Origin of the sequence: Vibrio sp. 1-1(7) (genome assembly GCF_013048485.1) — a bacterium.
GTDB lineage: Bacteria > Pseudomonadota > Gammaproteobacteria > Enterobacterales > Vibrionaceae > Vibrio > Vibrio fujianensis.
The window spans coordinates 1510634-1529055 of the sequence record NZ_VHSP01000001.1 but is presented as its reverse complement, the minus strand read 5'-3'; the positions used below and the strand labels follow the sequence as shown (position 1 = coordinate 1529055).

The following is an 18422-nucleotide window of genomic DNA, read 5'->3' as shown; positions in this document are numbered from 1 at the left end:
ACAGGAAAGCGACGAACCCACTGCGATATTAAGTGCAGTGGGAAGGCTTGATTAAGCAGAGAGCATTAATGAATCGGCTTTTGCTTCAAGGTGAGTATTTCCCATCAGAAAGGCGTCCACTGCTCTAGCAGACTCTCGCCCCTCATTAATACAACGAACCACTAACGATTGCCCGGTACGCATATCTCCGGCGGCAAATACGCCTTTTTGGTTCGTTGCAAAATCTTGAGTGGCGACGTTTCCGCGCTCATCAAGCTTGATATCAAGTTGAGCAAGCACACCTTGCGGTTCTGGGTGAAGAAAGCCCATGGCAAGGAAAGCCATATCACAAGGAATGACCCGTTCACTTCCCGCCACCTCACTAAACTCTGGGCGTTGACCGGGAGCGGCGTCTTGCCAAACAATATCTGCAATGCGTAAGGCAGTCACTTCACCTTTATCGTTACCGATAAACTCTTTAGTGAGAATATTCCAATGACGCTCACACCCTTCTTCATGCGAAGTGGAGGTGCGAAGAATCATCGGATATTGCGGCCAAGGCATATTAGCAGGACGCTTTTCTGGTGGCATCGGCATGATTTCTACTTGGGTAATGCTTGCAGCCCCATGACGATTAGAGGTACCAACACAGTCAGAGCCAGTATCACCGCCACCAATCACCACCACATGTTTCCCTTTAGCATGAATCTCTTCACCTTTTAGATCCATGTTGTTTGCTCGACGGTTATTTTGCGCGAGAAATTGCATTGCAAAATAAACGCCCTTTAGTTCACGGCCAGGGATTGGAAGATCACGAGGAACGGTTGAACCTCCAGTCAGTAAGATAGCATCAAACTCTTGACGTAATTGCTGAGCATTGATGTCGATACCGACGTGAGTATTGACGACAAATTGAACGCCAGCCTCCGCCATGAGATCAATTTTTCGATCGATGACCGCCATACTTAGCTTAAAGTCAGGAATACCAAAACGCAGTAACCCACCGACTTTTTCATCTCGTTCATAAACCGTAACTTGGTGGCCCGCACTATTGAGTTGCTCTGCAGCAGCCAGTCCAGCAGGACCAGAACCAATAATGGCGACTTTTTTCCCCGTTCGTGAACGTGGTGTTTTCGGTTTGGCATAACCTGCTTGATACGCTCGTTCAACGATGGTTTTTTCGATATTACAAATGGTGATCGGATCTTGGTTAATACCGAGTACGCACGAAGTTTCACAAGGGGCGGGGCAAACTCGCCCGGTAAATTCGGGAAAGTTATTGGTTGAACTTAAGATTTGCCAAGCCTCTTCCCAACTATCTCGATAAACCGCATCATTGAATTCAGGAATGATGTTACCAATCGGGCATCCGCTATGGCAAAATGGTACCCCACAATCCATGCAGCGTGCTGCTTGCTGATTGATTTTATTTCCAAACTCTTGATTCAGAACGAATTCATGGTTGTTCTTGATCCGCTCTGCCGGGTCGATTTTTTTTGGCAGTTCACGACCAAACTCTAAAAATCCAGTTGCTTTTCCCATTTACATAGCCTCCGCTTCTTCCGTTGTCGCTGCGGCTTCCTGACGTTTTTGAAGGACGGCCTTATAGTCTCTTGGCATTACTTTAGCTATTGAGGCTAAGTGGTGTTCAAAATCGTTTAGGAACGTTTTTGCCACTTCACTTCCTGTGAATTGGACATGTTTAGTGAGCATATCTTTTAATAACGCTTTGTCTTCTGGTTCAATCGGATCGAGATCCACCAACTCTGAGTTGAGTTTTTGATGGAAATCCCCCGTTTTATCCCAGACGTAGGCGATACCACCACTCATTCCCGCGGCAAAGTTCCGACCGGTTGAGCCTAAGATAATCGCAATCCCTCCCGTCATGTATTCACAACCGTGATCACCAACGCCTTCGACAACAACTCTCGCACCAGAATTTCGGACACAGAAGCGTTCACCGGCTAAGCCTCGGATGAATGATTCACCAGAGGTTGCTCCATAAAAGCAGACGTTGCCGACTACAATATTATCTTCAGCTGTGATGGTTGCTGCACGGTTTGGATAGAGAACTAAAGTACCGCCAGATAGCCCTTTACCCCAATAGTCGTTCGCATCACCTTCCACCTCAAAATGGACCCCTTTCGCTAGGAATGCACCAAAAGATTGTCCGGCACTGCCATTAAACTTCACGTGCATCGGTTGAGGTAGCCCTTGGTCTTGGTACACTTTTGAAATTTCATTTGACAGCATTGTGCCAGTACTGCGATCGGTATTAATGATCGGGAATTGCGCGTTGACTGGCAGACCTTGTTCAAGTGCGGGCTTGGCGATTTCGATTAATTGACGATCCAGAACATGCGCTAGCTGATGATTTTGTGCCGTTTGACAATAGATACCATCGGTTTCTCGTGGTGGTTCAAAGTGTAATAAGGTCGATAGATCGAGGTTTTTGTATTTCCAATGGCCAATATCATCACGGACTTTCAATTTTTGTACTTGACCGACCATTTCATCAATGGTGCGGAAGCCAAGTTCAGCCATAATTTCGCGTAAACCTTGCACCATATATTGGAAGAAGGTAACAACATCTTCAACACGACCATCAAAACGTTCACGGAGTGTTTTGTTTTGCGTAGCTATCCCAACAGGGCAGGTGTTTTTATGGCACTTACGCATCATGATACACCCTTCAACGACAAGCGCAGCGGTTGCAACACCCCATTCCTCTGCACCAAGTAGCGTGGCGATAGCGATATCGCGCGGCGTTTTCATCTGCCCATCGGCTTGTACCACGATACGGTTACGTAAGCCATTTTTCAGTAGTGTTTGGTGGGTTTCTGCTAAACCCAGTTCCCAAGGTAGCCCTGTATGGCGAATCGATGAAATCGGCGATGCGCCAGTTCCACCGTCATGACCGGCAATCAGCACCACATCCGCTTTGGCTTTAGCAACCCCAGAAGCAATAGTACCAACTCCCGCTTCTGATACCAATTTGACATTAACGCGGCCTTTACGGTTAGCGTTCTTTAAGTCAAAGATCAATTGAGCCAAATCTTCAATAGAATAAATGTCGTGGTGTGGTGGTGGTGATATAAGGCCGACTCCAGGCGTCGAGTGACGAGTCGCTCCGATCCAATCATCGACTTTATCACCTGGCAGCTGTCCCCCTTCACCGGGTTTCGCTCCTTGCGCCATTTTTATCTGAATTTCATCAGCGTTGGTTAGGTAGTAAGAGGTGACACCGAAACGACCAGAAGCGACCTGCTTGATGGCAGAGCGTTCCCAGTCACCATTTTCTTTACGAATAAAACGAGCGGGATCTTCTCCCCCTTCACCAGAGTTCGATTTTGCACCTAACCGGTTCATCGCAACAGCGAGGGTTGAGTGAGCTTCATGAGAGATAGAACCAAATGACATCGCGCCAGTTGCAAAACGTTTTACAATGTTTTCAATCGGTTCGACTTCATCAATGGGAATAGAACCGGCCGGATTTTTAATAAAATCCAGTTGGCTACGCAGCGTGACAGCTTTGTCGCCTTGGCTATCTACGGCTGCCGCATACTGTTTAAATTGCTGATAGTCTTTATTACGGGTTGCCTGCTGAAGCAGATGAATGGTTTCAGGATTAAATAGGTGCTTTTCTCCTCGTTGTTTCCATTGGTAAATACCACCGACATCGAGCATTTGTAGCGGGATGTCACGAGTTGGATAACCAATGCGATGACGAACAACAACTTCTTTGGCAATGTCATCTAGTGTTAGGCCTTGAATACGAGTAATGGTGCCGGTGAAGTATTTATCGACAACGGCTTTACTGATCCCTAAGGCTTCAAAAATTTGTGCGCCGTGGTAGGACTGTAGGGTTGAAATGCCCATTTTAGAGAAAATCTTCAGTAGGCCAGCGTTGATTCCCTTACGATAGTTTTCGAAGTATTTCTCGAGTGGGAGATCGGCATTGAGTTTATTACGACGCTGCAGATCAACGATGGTTTCTACTACTAAGTACGGGTTGACCGCATTTGCACCATAACCAACTAAGGTCGCAAAATGGTGCGTTTCGCGTGCGTCTCCAGTCTCTACCACGATGCCACATTTAGAGCGTAATCCCTTTCGAATCAAGTGATGATGAACAGCACCAACTGCTAGCATGGCTGGGATAGCCGCGTGGTTTGAGTTAACGGCACGATCCGTTAGCAAAATGATCGAGTAACCATCAATCACGGCATCTTCTGCATATTGACAGATACGTTTTAGTGCACGTTCTAGTTTGCCGGGTTCTTCGCTGGCTTGGAACACAATATCTAGCGTTTTGGCTTGTAGGTGTTCATTATCGATTGCTCGCAGTTTTTCTAATTCTGCATTGGAGATCACGGGGGATTCCAGTTCCACCTTACGACAGTGAACGGGTGATTCCGCTAATAAGTTTTGATCACGACCGATGTAGGTGTTGAGTGACATCACCATTCGTTCACGAATTGGATCAATCGGTGGGTTAGTCACCTGAGCAAATAACTGCTTAAAGTAATTAGCAAGATGTTGTGATTGATGAGAAAGCACCGCAACGGGCCAGTCAGCACCCATAGAGCCTAAAGGCTCGTAACCTGTTTCAGCCAGTGTACAGATAATATCGTTTGCTTCTTCACTGCTAACCCCAAAGGCTTGTTGACGGTGCAGTAGGCGCTCTGGTGATGGTTGGCTATGGACGTTATCCGCATCGGGCAGTTTTTTTAGACTGAGTAAGTTTTCTTCGACCCATTGTTCATAAGGTTGCGCGTGGGCAATACCCTCTTTCACTTCCTCGTCAGAGATAATACGGCCTTGTTCAAGATCAGCGACAAAAATACGTCCCGGCTGTAAACGACCACGATATTCGACATTGGCCGGGTCAATTTCGACTACACCTGATTCTGAAGCCATGATCAAAAAATCGTCTTTAGTTACGGTATAACGAGAAGGACGTAGACCATTTCTATCGAGTGTTGCGCCGACTTGCACCCCATCGGTAAAGCAAACCGATGCTGGGCCATCCCAAGGTTCCATGATATTGGCGTGGTATTGATAAAACGCACGGCGTTTCGGGTCCATGGCTTTATTTTCCTGCCATGCTTCTGGGATCATCATCATCAGCGCATGAGGTAAACTGCGACCTGAAAGTACCAGTAGCTCTAAGACCATATCAAAGTTAGCCGAGTCGGATGCGCCTTCTTGACAAATTGGCAGCAACATATCGATCTCGTTTTGGGTAAAGAGGTTCGATTGAAGAATCGCTTCTCGTGCTTTCATCCAGTTTAAGTTTCCGCGTACGGTATTAATTTCACCGTTGTGTGCAATATAGCGGAAAGGTTGTGCGAGACGCCATCTAGGGAACGTGTTGGTAGAAAAGCGCGAGTGGACCAAAGCGAGCGCTGTCACCATGGTTGGATTTTGTAAATCGAGAAAGTATTGTGGAACTTGTTCGGTGGTGAGCTGGCCTTTGTAGACCAAGGTTTTATAAGAAAGTGAGTTGATGTAAAAATCATCACCAATATTTGAGACGCTTTCTAAACAAACCCGAACAGTATAATTACGCAGGACATAAAGTTTACGCTCTAGCTCTTCTGGTGTAGCGCCAGGGCCTGCTGAGATAAAGACATGTTCAAATTGTGGCTCGGTAGTTAATGGGTCAGCCCCTAGCATTGAATTATCGGTGGGTAGAACGCGATAACCGAGTACATCGAGATCGAGGCGTTTAGCATTGCGTTCAAGAATATCTCGACATTGCGCACGTTTGTGCTCATCTTTAGGAAACAGAACCACACCGACGCCATACTTTTCAAACGAAGGTAGTTTGATGCCAAGTTTAACGGCTTCCTCTAATAAAAATTCATGGGGTTTTTGCAGCAAAATACCTGCACCATCACCACTACATGGGTCACAACCTTGACCGCCGCGATGTTCCATCCGCGCTAGCATATCCAGAGCTTGAGTGACAACGTGGTGTGATTTACGGTTCTTTAGGTGAGCAACAAAACCAATACCGCAAGCGTCATGCTCTAGTTCTGGCGTGTATAGACCTTGCGAACTTTGCTCTCTATCTACCATAGATACATCCTTCCAGTTCAAACGGACACAAACAAGCCAAGGCTAGCCCCAGCATTGTATCCAATCCTTATTATTATCCATTAAATTAACCCGTGCAGGTTAATTCGCTTCCTTTCCGTCTCTCACAGGAATTATTTTGTGAGAAAAACAATCCTTAGTGATATCCCTGTTATCTGGCCACATTTATAGTGGATTATATAGGTAGGGGTGGGGTATCACCGATGTTTGTTAATGTGGTTTGTAATAAAACAAACAAAAATCATTAAGAAACTGTAAGTATCCTACAATTTTGTTGCACGTAAATGCAATGAAAAATTCGGTCTTTTTCGCTCTTTTTATGCGGTCAATAATATTGAATTTAACATTTTAATTACACTTTCAGCTAACGCTTCGATTAATGAGGATTTATTGATTTTGATTAGCACTCTATTTGTAACCTGCCTTTATTATGGTCATTTATTTGCGTAATTAAATTACGCTGAGTACCAAGCAAGTGTCTTATACCCTTCCAACTTGAAGCTGCAGGGGTATTGGCTACGTTCGTTCACCCCAATCACATAGCCTGTCTATGCTGATGGGGATCATGAGAGCCATCCGTGGTTCTTACCAAAGGCCAGCCTACGGCTATTCAAATTTGTTCCAGACAAATTTGTCACTCACTTGCCGCTTACCAGCAACTCGAAGTTGTTTGGGTATAGCGTATTTTAATCAGGTATTTATATGCAATTGCATGAATTAGTCAATACACTGGGGCAAGATCTCCAGCGGCGCTATGGAGAGAAAGTACATAAGCTGACTCTTCATGGGGGATTTAGTTGTCCCAATCGGGATGGCACGATTGGGCGAGGAGGCTGTACTTTTTGTAATGTGGCCTCGTTTGTAGATGAACAGGCTCAAATACAAAGCATTGAAGCACAGTTAAAAGATCGTGCGGTAGAGATTCGACGCGCGAAGAAATATTTGGCGTATTTTCAAGCCTATACCAGTACCTACGCTGAAGTTCAGGTTTTGAAAACGATGTATCAACAGGCACTTGAAGCTGCGGATATAGTTGGCTTATGTGTTGGAACTCGTCCTGATTGCGTACCTGATGCGGTACTTGATTTATTGCATGAATATGTACAGCAGGGGTTTGAAATTTGGTTAGAGTTAGGGTTACAGACGGCGCACGATCAAACTCTCAAACGGATTAACCGTGGGCATGATTTTGCCTGCTATGCAGAGATCACCCAGCGGGCAAGGGCTTTGGGAATTAAAGTCTGTACCCATTTAATTGTTGGCTTACCAAAAGAAGGACGAACGGATAATGTTGCAACGTTAAAGCAGGTCGTGGATGTAGGAACCGATGGGATAAAACTGCATAGTTTACACATTGTTGAAGGCAGTACCATGGCGAAAGCTTGGCGTGCTGGGAAACTGGAAGCGCCCTCCTTGGAAAGCTATGTCGCGATCGCCAGTGAACTGATCCGCTTAACACCGCCTGAAGTGGTGTACCACCGCGTTTCTTCTGCCGCACGTCGTCCGACGTTACTTTCGCCATTGTGGTGTGAAAACCGCTGGTTAGCGATGACAGAGATTGGCCGAGCATTGGATCGTGACGGTGCTCAAGGTTCATTGATTGGGCGGCCTTTCCACTTCCAACGGTAAGAATAGTTGCGGATTATCACGCAATAAACTGTTATCTTTTCACTGCTTCTTGCACGAATAGGCTGACGTTTTCATAGAATGAACGAAAGCCTCTTATCCTATCCTTTGTTTGCAAGATATCGCCTTAAGAAACCCGTTAGACTAACGCCAATCTTTGCCGTGGAACTTGTAATGAAACAGATTAAGAATTTAGCTCAATACTATGTCGATCTACTGGTTAAATTGGGAATTTTACGTTTCTCCATTCTATTAGCTTTAGCATTAGTCGCATTGGCTGTTGTGGTTCAAGTTGGGATCACTCTGGTGCTAAAAGGTTTTGTTGATGATATTGATATCATTCGCTCTATTTTCTTTGGGTTAGTGATCACCCCATGGGCCGTTTATTTTTTGTCAGTGGTGGTTGACCAATTAGAAGAGTCTCGTCAACGGCTCTCGAAGCTCGTGTCTAAATTGAAAGATATGCGTGCTCGCGATCAAGAACTTAATCAGCAACTTCAAAAAAATATTGTCAAACTTAATCAAGAAATCGAAGAGCGGATCAAAGCGGAAGAAGCTCGTGAAGAAGCCATGCTGGATTTGGAAAATGAAGTCTATCAAAGAGAGAAAACACAATTAGAATTGGCTGAACGAACGGCTTTACTGAGATCTTTCATTGATGCCTCTCCTGATTTGATCTACTACCGTAATGCTCAATGTCAGTTTTCTGGCTGTAACCGAGCGATGGAAGAGTTGACAGGTAAACGTGAACACGAGCTAGTAGGCTTAACGCCTTGGGATGTCTATCGTAAGGAGATCGCACAATCGATTGTAGAAACTGATCAACAAGTGTTTAACCATAATCGAGCCATCACTTATGAGCAATGGCTTGAGTATCCTGATGGACGTAAGAGTTATTTCGAATTACGTAAAGTGCCTTTTTATAGTAAAGATGGTCGTCATTTAGGGCTAGTAGGATTTGGCCGTGACATCACGGAACGCAAACGGCATGAAGAGTCATTAGAAAAAGCCAGTAGAGATAAAACGACTTTTATTTCGACCATCAGCCATGAGTTAAGAACGCCACTCAATGGTATTGTGGGTTTAAGTCGTATGTTGCTGGATACGCCACTGCGAGAAGAGCAGCGTAAACATATGCAGACTATTCATGTCAGCGCCATTACCTTGGGTAATATCTTCAATGATATTATTGATATGGATAAATTTGATCGCCGCAAACTAGAGCTGTTTCCTGAACCACTTAATTTTGAAGAATTTGTGGCTGAAATGGAAAGCCTATCGGCATTAATGGCAGAACAAAAAGGTTTGCGCTTTGATTTAGAACGTATGACGGAACTCCCTGCGTGGGTTGAAGTTGATAGCACCCGTTTACGTCAGGTACTTTGGAACCTGATGAGTAATGCAGTGAAATTTACTAAGGAAGGGGGGGTAATCTTAAGTGTTAGTGCTGAGATTGAAGAACAGCACGCTAACATTACGATGGAAATTGAAGATACCGGGATTGGTATTCCAGATCCAGAATTAGATAAAATTTTTGCCATGTATTATCAAGTTAAATCGGGCAAGGACAATCTTCATGCGGTTGGTACCGGGATTGGTTTAGCCGTTTCTCGTCAGCTTATTAATCTGATGGGGGGAGATATTAGTGTGAGTAGCGAAGAGGGATTTGGCAGTACTTTTACCGCCACGATCCGAGTGCCGATCATTGCTCCGCCAGTGTGTCATCTTCTACAACCAGAGCAACAGCGTTCACTCAATATCTTTATGGTCGAAGATATAGAACTGAATGTGACAGTTGCGCGCTCCCTATTAGAAAGCCTTGGTCATCGTGTAACGGTTGCTATGACAGGTGCAGACGCGAAAGTCATGTTTAAGCCAGAGCGGTTTGATTTAGTTTTTCTGGACATTCAATTACCAGATATGACAGGGTTTGATATTGTTGAGTATTATCGGCAAACATATTCATCGCTTCCTCCAATTGTGGCACTCACAGCCAATGTACTAAAAGACAAACAAGAATATTTACGAAAAGGGATGGATGGGGCACTGAGTAAGCCACTTTCAGTTCAAGCGGTTCAAGAGATCATCGCTAAAGTTGTGATGCGGCAGCCGATTGCTGAAGATAAACAAGCAACGGTAGCGCTAGAGTTATCACAAGTGAACCAAGATCTGTATAGCCGTCTGTTGGATCTAAGTATGTTAGACTCTTACATCGGCATTGTTGGAACTGAGCCGATGTTAGAAAGTATTCAAATGTTAGAAGAGATGATGCCCAGTTATTTAGAGGTGTTAGATTCTAACATGGTGGCGAAAGATCAAGCAGGAATTGTCTCTGAAGCGCATAAAATTAAAGGTGCTGCAGGTTCAATAGGCCTAAAAAGAATTCAGAGTGTTGCGCAGAAAGCGCAGTCTCCAGAAGCGCCCGCTTGGTGGGAAAATATTACCGATTGGGTGGATGAAATAAAAAATGAGTATCTCAACGATATTAAACTTCTTAAACAGTGGTTAGCGCAAAGGAAATAATATGAAAAAAATAGCCTTACTTCTTTTTGCTTGTTTACTGTCAGCCTGCTCATCCTCGCCCGATGTGAATTGGCAGCACAGTAATGCTGGCATTTTTTCTCAAACAGCGATTCAACTCAAGAGTAATCTTTGGACTGATCAAATGCCTAAAGTGGCAGATGACCAAAATACGACCAACCAGAGTACAACGGATAGTTTAAACGGTACGCTCGTGTTGCAAACATCGGGTCAATTACCTGCAGATTTAACCATACTGATGCTGGTTATTAGACAAGATGAGCTGATGTGGTCAATCCCAGCTTCAGAGCTAGAATTGCGTACACCGAGTGACAATGTTTGGGAGATCGTTTTTCAAAGTTCATTTGGGTTAGATGCTGATCGTTCGGTGAGTGTGGCACTGGGAGTACGTGATAACAGCGGTGACACTTGGCTCGTTGAGCATCAAGTGGTTATCGATAAAGTCTACTAATAGGTCACGCTTTAATGCTGGGTAAAACTAAAAAGCCTCGATTGATGATCGAGGCTTTTGGCATCTAAGATAAGAGGCTTTTATTTATTCTGTAATATCACCACAGAACCGGTAACCTTCACCATGAATCGTCGCAATAATTTCTGGTGTACCAGACACTGACTCAAAGTGTTTTCGGATACGGCGGATGGTGACATCGACTGTACGATCATGCGGTTTTAGTTCGCGGCCGGTCATTTTCTTCAATAGATCAGCGCGTGTTTGGATCTTGCCTGGATTTTCACAGAAATGGAGCAATGCTCTAAATTCTGAACGAGGGAGCTTGTAGCTATCACCAGTTGGGCTAACGAGAGAGCGGCTATTAATATCTAATACCCAACCATTGAATTGATAAGACTCAACAGACCGTTTCTCTTCGTGGGTTGAGTTTGTATTCATGGAACGACTGAGTAAATTTCGTGCCCGAATCGTCAGTTCACGTGGATTAAAAGGCTTAGTGATATAATCATCAGCGCCAATTTCTAGTCCTAAAATCTTGTCGACTTCGTTGTCTCGGCCAGTTAAGAACATCAGTGCTACATCTGCTTGCTCACGAAGTTCACGAGCGAGAAGTAAACCATTCTTACCTGGTAAATTGATATCCATAATCACCAAGTTAATTGGATTATCGGACAGTACATGGTGCATCTCTTCACCGTTACTGGCTTCAAAAACAGCGTATCCCTCTGCTTCAAAAATGCTCTTTAGAGTGTTACGAGTCACTTGCTCGTCTTCAACGATAAGAATCTGCGGGGTTTGCATTGGCGGTACCTAAACTTGTGAAAAAAATGTGCTAATAGAATGTATTCTAGGCAAAAACATCACATATGAGTAATTTTATGTTGATAATAAACCAAAGCTTGTAAAAAATAATCGCTTTGAGTGCCCGCCATCCTTGGATATCTCTGATCCGTTAGTTCCGTTACTTCAAGGGATTCTACTAGGCTTTGGGCGGATTCTATAATGTTAACAGCATGCTAACAACGGCCAAATGTTAATTCCAAGCACTTTGTTGATTTATATCAAGAGTTGCAATGTAACAGATATGAATATTAATAACGAGTTGTAAAGTTTGATGATTGATAACAAGCTATGGCAAGCCTATACACAAGTGACATTCCGTTTTTTATCACGTCCTGTAAAACAAGAATTTGCCGTGATTACGGCATGGAACCCGCAGAGTTTGCGCTTGTCAGATAATGAGAATCGGAAAAATAATCAGCGTTTACAGCACGATCTGATCGGTTATGATTGGGTAGACGTGCTGGTTGGAGATAATGGATTTAGCTGGTATGAAGAGAGTTTTGCGGTATGTTTGCCATTAGCGGAAGCTAAAAAACTCGCCGTGAAATATGCTCAAAATGCCATTTACTATGTTGTTAACGATGAGCTAACCCTGCACTCTTGTGTGAGTCGTCAAATATTATGTCTAGGGTCATTATCAGAAAAGCGAACATAATAAATGGCATGGATACCTTGAGCCCGACAATTTGGTTGTAATAAGGGAGCTTGGACGAAGCCCGATGAGAATCATGGAGGAATAATGAAAGATATAACACCGGATCTATGTGATAAATATGCGTCACAAATGACTTTACTTGAACTACCATTACAGAATTTTGGTATGCGCAGTGCTTTTTGGGGGCAAATTGTTACCGTTCGTTGCTATCACGATAACTCTAAAATTAAAGAAGTATTAAGCCAACCAGGGCAAGGTAAAGTTTTAGTGGTTGACGGTCATGGCTCCTGTCAAAAAGCATTGATGGGAGATCAAGTCTCGATTATGGCGATAGACAACGGTTGGGAAGGCGTGGTGATTTATGGTGCAGTGCGAGATGTGGTTCAAATGTCTCAAATGGATTTAGGAGTAAAAGCGTTAGGCACATCACCTTTTCGACCAGAAAAAAAGGGGGTAGGGGAAGTCAATGTGACGTTAACCATTCAAAACCAAATGATTTTACCTGGTGATTACCTCTACGCAGACTGGAATGGCATTTTATGTTCTAAAGAGGCATTCGCGATTAATTAAAATCGAAAGCCGATGCCAACTTCAATACCTTGTTGCCATTCTTGATAATCAAGAGTGGCATGCAGATCCATGTTGTCAGATAAGCGTAAGCGGCTAGATAATTCTGCAGAAATGCTTTCATTGCGCCGATTTTCTTCATCTACGGTTGTGGATGAATAGAAGGTACTTTTGAATAAAACTCGCTCATTGACTTTGTAACTTACGCCACTAAGAAAGCCGTTCTTTCCTCCATTTATGGAAGAGTTAATTCTAGCACCGACATATAAGTCGACGTTACGAAAAATGTTATAAGCATAACCACTGTCGATAACCCAACTGTCAAATGCCTGGCTATTTGGCTCACTGCTGATAAATAAAGAGTGTGCAGAATCGATCTGTTCTGACGGCAAAGAAGGTAAAGAGGCTGCTGATACACTGGTGGTGAGGCATAAACAAAATAGCGCGAGCCGCTGATTCATTCTTCTCTCCTCCTTGGCCTATTTCCTAAATCCTAGTGGTTTGATGATTAGGGTCACAAAGTATAATTTAAGCACAAAATGAAACAGGTTACCGCTAAAAAATGTGAAATAGCCATAGAGTTATCATTTTGGCGATGAAAAAGGGGATTTTGATGGTTGACGATTTATCACCAAGAAAAATCCCTCTGTTTTTATCGGATGAAAATAAAAAAAAGTATTTTTTCGTTGACTCCTTCATCCTAAATGGGGTAAACGTAGAAGCAGACAATAAACGAGTTTTTAATTATTTTATGAATAACCGCAGCTTAGTAGTAGTGACCACCACCATTATTACCGACATTACGCATGTTGGGGCAGGCTGCTGAGCGTAAACATTCAAAAAAAGGCCTGTATCCCAACCGATACAGGCCTTTTTTTATACCTATTTTTGAACAATTTGGAGGAAGGGATGCGAGTATTAAAGTTTGGTGGTTCATCGTTAGCGGATGCTGACCGCGTATTAAGAGTTGCCGACATTATTGTGAATAATGCCCAGCAAGAAGAGGTTTCCGTCGTGCTATCAGCGCCGGGTAAAACGACCAATAAATTGATTGCTGTGATCGATACTGCGCTACGTGATGGAGATGCGGAAAGACAACTTATTGAATTAGAAGAGTCTTTTAAAATATTGCTCAATGATATTCAAGTTCAATTAGTTAACATTGATGCTACTGACTACATCGAGCAAGTGGCTCGTTCAATGGCGCAATTACGTCAGTTTGTGCACGGTATTCGTTTATTAGGCATGTGCCCTGATCATGTCAATGCGCGTATTATTAGCAAAGGCGAACGTATTTCTATCCAATTAATGAAAGCCGTGATACAAGCCAAAGGATTATCGGTGAATTTAATTGATCCGGTACAGTATTTATTTGCTAAAGGCGATTACCTTGAAGCGATGGTAGATGTTGAAGTTTCCACGCAAAACTTCAAGCAAGCTCCGCTCCCGGAAAAGCATGTCCATATTATGCCTGGTTTTACCGCGGGTAATCGCAATGGTGAGCTGGTTTGTTTAGGCCGCAATGGTTCAGATTATTCTGCAGCTGTACTAGCGGCATGTTTGCGAGCTGATTGCTGTGAGATCTGGACAGACGTTGATGGGGTTTATAACTGTGACCCACGTTTGGTGAACGATGCTCGTCTACTTAAATCTCTTAGCTACCAAGAAGCGATGGAACTTTCTTATTTTGGTGCTTCAGTTCTTCATCCCAAAACTATCGCTCCGATCGCTCAATTCCAAATCCCTTGCCTAATTAAAAACAGTTTTAATCCCCAGGGTGCAGGCACCTTGATTGGTCAAGATACAGGCGAAGATAAGCTTGCAATCAAAGGGATCACAACGCTAAATAACCTAACGATGGTTAACGTCTCAGGCCCGGGGATGAAAGGAATGGTTGGGATGGCAAGCCGTATCTTTGGTGCCATGTCGTCAGCCGGTGTTTCCATCGTCTTAATTACACAATCTTCGTCTGAATATAGCATCAGTTTTTGTATTGAAGCTGACGATAAAGCGCTCGCTAAGCAAGCGTTAAGCGAAGCTTTTGAGTTGGAACTTAAAGATGGATTATTAGAGCCTGTTGAATTTATGAACGATCTCTCCATTATCACTTTAGTGGGAGATGGTATGCGTACTTCACGTGGTGTCGCCTCGCAGTTTTTCTCTTCATTAACGGAAGCTCATGTCAATATTGTCGCGATTGCTCAAGGCTCTTCTGAACGTGCTATTTCGGCTGTGATTCCTGAAGATAAAGTGGCTCCTGCGATTAAAGCCTGTCATGAGAATTTATTTAATTCAAAGCATTTCTTGGATCTGTTTGTTGTTGGCTTAGGTGGCGTCGGCGGTGAGTTGGTCGATCAAATTCATCGTCAACAAATGAAGTTGGCTGAAAAAGGTATTGTGATTCGCGTGTGTGGCTTAGCCAATAGTCAAGGTTTATTACTTGATGGTAACGGCCTTCCTTTAGAGCATTGGCGCGATAGAATGAATGCGGCAACGGAAGGGTTCTCATTAGCGAGTTTAACGGCATTGGTGCAACGTAACCACATCATTAATCCGGTTTTGGTTGATTGTACGTCAAGTGAAGAGATTGCTAGCCAGTATGCTAATTTCCTCGCTGCAGGTTTTCATGTTGTGACGCCGAATAAAAAAGCCAACACCGCAAGCATGGCGTATTATCAACAATTACGAGATGTGGCCAGACACTCTCGTCGCAAATTAATGTATGAGACCACAGTCGGAGCAGGGTTACCTGTCATTGAAAACTTGCAAAACTTGATTGCCGCGGGTGATGAATTAGAGAAGTTTAATGGTATTTTATCGGGGTCATTGTCTTTTATTTTTGGCCAATTAGATGAAGGGTTAACTTTAAGTCAAGCGACCGCGCTTGCTAAAGAAAAAGGCTTTACTGAGCCCGATCCTCGTGATGATCTTTCTGGAATGGATGTGGCGCGTAAGCTTCTTATTCTTGCTCGTGAAGCGGGTATGAAGCTTGAGTTATCGGATGTGAAAATTGAGCAGGCATTACCACCGGGCTTTGATGCATCAGGGACTGTTGAAGAGTTTATGGCGCGCTTGCCTCAAGCGGATGAGTATTTTTCTACTTTGGTTGAACAAGCAGCGCAGCAAGGTAAAGTCTTACGCTACGTGGGAGAAATCGCTGACGGTGAATGCCGAGTTCGTATCACCATGGTTGATGAAAATGATCCAATGTTTAAAGTCAAAGATGGGGAAAATGCATTGGCTTTTTATAGCCGTTATTATCAGCCTATTCCACTCGTATTGCGTGGCTATGGCGCGGGCACTGAAGTAACTGCAGCAGGCGTTTTTGCGGACGTAATGCGAACTTTAGGTTGGAAATTAGGGGTTTAATGCATGAATTCAAGTGATATGAGTGTGGTCGTTTATGCGCCAGCATCTATTGGTAATGTTAGTGTTGGATTTGATGTTTTAGGGGCAGCGGTCTCACCGATTGATGGAACCTTACTCGGGGATCGAGTGTTAGTGGAAAAAGGGAATTGCCCTTTTTCACTGGAAACCTCGGGGCGTTTTGTCAGTAAATTACCGTCCGATCCTAAAGAGAATATTGTATACGACTGTTGGTGTGTATTTGCACGTGAGCTAGATAAAAAGCAAGTGGTACTCAAGCCGCTTACGATGACGCTAGAGAAAAATATGCCGATAGGTTCAGGGCTCGGCTCTAGTGCTTGTTCTATCGTGGCCGCCCTAGATGCATTAAATCGGTTTCATGGACAGCCATTAAATGAAACCGAATTACTGGCTTTAATGGGCGAAATGGAAGGTAAGATCTCAGGGGGAATTCACTACGACAATGTGGCTCCCTGTTATTTAGGTGGCTTGCAGTTAATGTTGGAAGAATTAGGCATTATTAGCCAACCAGTCCCCGGATTTGATCAGTGGTATTGGGTGATGGCTTATCCAGGGATAAAAGTCTCAACAGCCGAAGCTCGAGCGATTTTACCTTCTCAATATCGTCGGCAAGATATGATTGCGCATGGCCGATATTTAGCTGGGTTTATCCATGCTTGCCATACTCAACAACCTGAATTAGCAGCAAAAATGATCAAAGACGTGATCGCTGAACCCTATCGTGAGAAACTATTGCCCGGTTTTGCTCAAGCTCGCCAATATGCTGCGTCTGCGGGTGCTCTTGCGACCGGGATTTCAGGAAGTGGGCCTACGTTGTTTAGTGTCTGCAAAGAAAAAGAAGTGGCAGAGCGCGTTGCTGGCTGGCTTGAACAAAATTACGTACAAAATGAAGATGGATTCGTGCACATTTGTCGTCTCGACAAGCAGGGGTCGAAAGTGACAGGAAGTGAATTATGAAGCTGTACAATATAAAAGAAAATGATCAACAGGTCTCGTTTGGTCAAGCAGTACGCCAAGGATTAGGGCGAAATCAAGGTTTATTCTTTCCAGCAGAATTACCAAAATTTGAGGACATTGACGCTCTACTCGCTGAGGATTTTATTTCTCGTAGCAGTAAAATTTTGTCGGCTCTGATTGGTGATGAACTTACGGCAGAGCAAGTAAAGCAATTAGTTAGCAATGCATTTCAATTCCCCGCCCCCATTAAAGCTGTTAAAGATGGCGTTTACGCGTTGGAACTTTTTCATGGCCCGACACTCGCGTTTAAAGATTTTGGTGGTCGTTTTATGGCTCAGTCATTGGCGTCGGTATCTGACGGTGGAAAAATCACAATTTTAACCGCAACATCAGGCGATACTGGAGCTGCGGTTGCGCATGCTTTTTATGGTATGCCTGATATTGATGTGGTGATTTTATACCCAAAAGGGAAAATTAGCCCACTGCAAGAAAAGCTATTTTGTACCTTAGGTCAAAATATTCATACGGTTGCGGTTAATGGTGATTTTGATGCTTGCCAGGCACTTGTTAAACAAGCTTTTGATGATGCAGAACTGCGTGAGCAAATCGGGTTGAACTCGGCCAACTCGATCAATATCAGTCGTTTAATGGCGCAAATTTGTTACTACTTTGAAGCGGCAGCGCAAATGAGCCAACAAGAGCGCGAAAACTTGGTGGTGAGTGTACCGAGTGGTAACTTCGGTAACTTAACCGCAGGTTTGTTGGCTAAAGCACTTGGGTTACCAATTAAACGCTTTATTGCTGCCACGAATGCAAATGATACCGTGCCTCGTTATTTAGAGACAGGGCGTTGGGAGCCGAAACCGACCATTGCGACGACCTCAAATGCAATGGATGTTAGCCAACCCAATAACTGGCCACGTATTGAAGAACTTTGTCGTTTGAAAGGCTGGGGATTAGAAACCTTAGGTAAAGGCGCTGTATTGGATAAGCAGAGTGCAGAATCAGTGAAAGAACTGAATCAACTGGGCTATCTGTGTGAACCACATGGTGCGATAGCCTATCGCGTATTAAACGAACAGTTAAAAGCGGGAGAAACGGGGCTATTTTTGTGTACAGCGCATCCGGCTAAATTTAAAGAAGTGGTGGATGAGATCCTCGATACCGATATTGAACTCCCCGCCCCATTAGCAAAACACGCCGCCATGGAACTTCTCTCTGTTGAGTTAGATAATGATTTTGCTGCTTTGAGAGCTTTATTGGTAAAATTACCATAATTTAAAGTTATTATTGTGGTGGATATAAAAAGCGGTG

At 43.9% G+C, this 18422-nt stretch carries 13 protein-coding genes and 1 other annotated feature; of the genes, 9 read left to right on the top strand and 4 right to left on the bottom strand.

Going from position 1 to position 18422, the window contains the following annotated elements; translation table 11 throughout:
- Positions 1 to 51: 51 nt before the first annotated feature.
- Both gltD and gltB read right to left on the bottom strand, forming a co-directional pair.
- Positions 52 to 1521 carry a glutamate synthase subunit beta gene (gene gltD, locus FKN05_RS06970; RefSeq protein WP_099611834.1) on the bottom strand — a complete coding sequence of 490 codons (1470 nt, stop codon included), beginning with the start codon at positions 1519 to 1521 and terminating at the stop codon, positions 52 to 54.
- The gene (gene gltB, locus FKN05_RS06965) at positions 1522 to 6063 is read right to left on the bottom strand and encodes a glutamate synthase large subunit (RefSeq protein WP_170887157.1); all 4542 of its coding nucleotides are present in this window, start codon (positions 6061 to 6063) and stop codon (positions 1522 to 1524) included.
- A 720-nt stretch (positions 6064 to 6783) separates the two neighbouring features.
- On the opposite strand from gltB, the gene mnmL reads away from it, so the two are divergent.
- From mnmL to FKN05_RS06950, 3 genes are all read left to right on the top strand, one after another.
- Positions 6784 to 7710: a tRNA modification radical SAM protein MnmL/YtqA gene (gene mnmL, locus FKN05_RS06960; protein WP_161428183.1), complete on the top strand. Its 927-nt coding sequence runs from the start codon at positions 6784 to 6786 to the stop codon at positions 7708 to 7710.
- 171 nt (positions 7711 to 7881) lie between these two features.
- The gene (gene arcB / locus FKN05_RS06955; RefSeq protein ID WP_099611836.1) at positions 7882 to 10230 is read left to right on the top strand and encodes an aerobic respiration two-component sensor histidine kinase ArcB; all 2349 of its coding nucleotides are present in this window, start codon (positions 7882 to 7884) and stop codon (positions 10228 to 10230) included.
- A gap of 1 nt (position 10231) precedes the next feature.
- Positions 10232 to 10699 (top strand): hypothetical protein, encoded by a 468-nt coding sequence (locus FKN05_RS06950; protein ID WP_170887156.1) that lies wholly within the window; start codon positions 10232 to 10234, stop codon positions 10697 to 10699.
- An 84-nt stretch (positions 10700 to 10783) separates the two neighbouring features.
- Here the strand turns inward: FKN05_RS06950 and arcA are convergent, their stop codons facing one another.
- Positions 10784 to 11500, bottom strand: coding sequence for a two-component system response regulator ArcA (arcA, locus tag FKN05_RS06945; protein ID WP_099611838.1), 717 nt, complete (start codon positions 11498 to 11500; stop codon positions 10784 to 10786).
- 313 nt (positions 11501 to 11813) lie between these two features.
- On the opposite strand from arcA, the gene FKN05_RS06940 reads away from it, so the two are divergent.
- Together FKN05_RS06940 and FKN05_RS06935 are read left to right on the top strand one after the other, a co-directional pair.
- Positions 11814 to 12197: a DUF3293 domain-containing protein gene (locus FKN05_RS06940; protein WP_170887155.1), complete on the top strand. Its 384-nt coding sequence runs from the start codon at positions 11814 to 11816 to the stop codon at positions 12195 to 12197.
- Positions 12198 to 12281: 84 nt separating this feature from the next.
- Positions 12282 to 12767: a putative 4-hydroxy-4-methyl-2-oxoglutarate aldolase gene (locus FKN05_RS06935; RefSeq protein ID WP_161428187.1), complete on the top strand. Its 486-nt coding sequence runs from the start codon at positions 12282 to 12284 to the stop codon at positions 12765 to 12767.
- Here FKN05_RS06935 and FKN05_RS06930 read toward each other — a convergent pair.
- On the bottom strand, positions 12764 to 13225 hold the full coding sequence (locus tag FKN05_RS06930; protein WP_099611841.1) for a hypothetical protein: 462 nt from the start codon (positions 13223 to 13225) through the stop codon (positions 12764 to 12766). The two genes, FKN05_RS06935 and FKN05_RS06930, sit on opposite strands and share 4 nt — an antisense overlap.
- Before the next feature lie 152 nt (positions 13226 to 13377).
- Here FKN05_RS06930 and thrL point away from each other — a divergent pair, with 152 nt between their 5' ends.
- The 4 genes from thrL to thrC all read left to right on the top strand — a co-directional run bounded on the left by thrL (position 13378) and on the right by thrC (position 18385).
- A complete protein-coding gene (gene thrL / locus FKN05_RS06925) occupies positions 13378 to 13590 on the top strand; it encodes a thr operon leader peptide (RefSeq protein WP_157928699.1) in 213 nt (70 codons plus the stop codon).
- Positions 13528 to 13643, top strand: a sequence feature (Thr leader region). Its footprint overlaps the gene before it by 63 nt.
- A gap of 30 nt (positions 13644 to 13673) precedes the next feature.
- The gene (thrA, locus tag FKN05_RS06920; RefSeq protein WP_170887154.1) at positions 13674 to 16133 is read left to right on the top strand and encodes a bifunctional aspartate kinase/homoserine dehydrogenase I; all 2460 of its coding nucleotides are present in this window, start codon (positions 13674 to 13676) and stop codon (positions 16131 to 16133) included.
- Positions 16134 to 16151: 18 nt separating this feature from the next.
- Positions 16152 to 17108, top strand: a complete 957-nt coding sequence (gene thrB, locus FKN05_RS06915; RefSeq protein ID WP_099612030.1) for a homoserine kinase — start codon at positions 16152 to 16154, stop codon at positions 17106 to 17108.
- Complete coding sequence (thrC, locus tag FKN05_RS06910) at positions 17105 to 18385, top strand: threonine synthase (protein WP_099611844.1); 1281 nt, start codon at positions 17105 to 17107, stop codon at positions 18383 to 18385. Before thrB ends, thrC begins: the two co-directional genes overlap by 4 nt.
- Positions 18386 to 18422 lie beyond the last annotated feature (37 nt).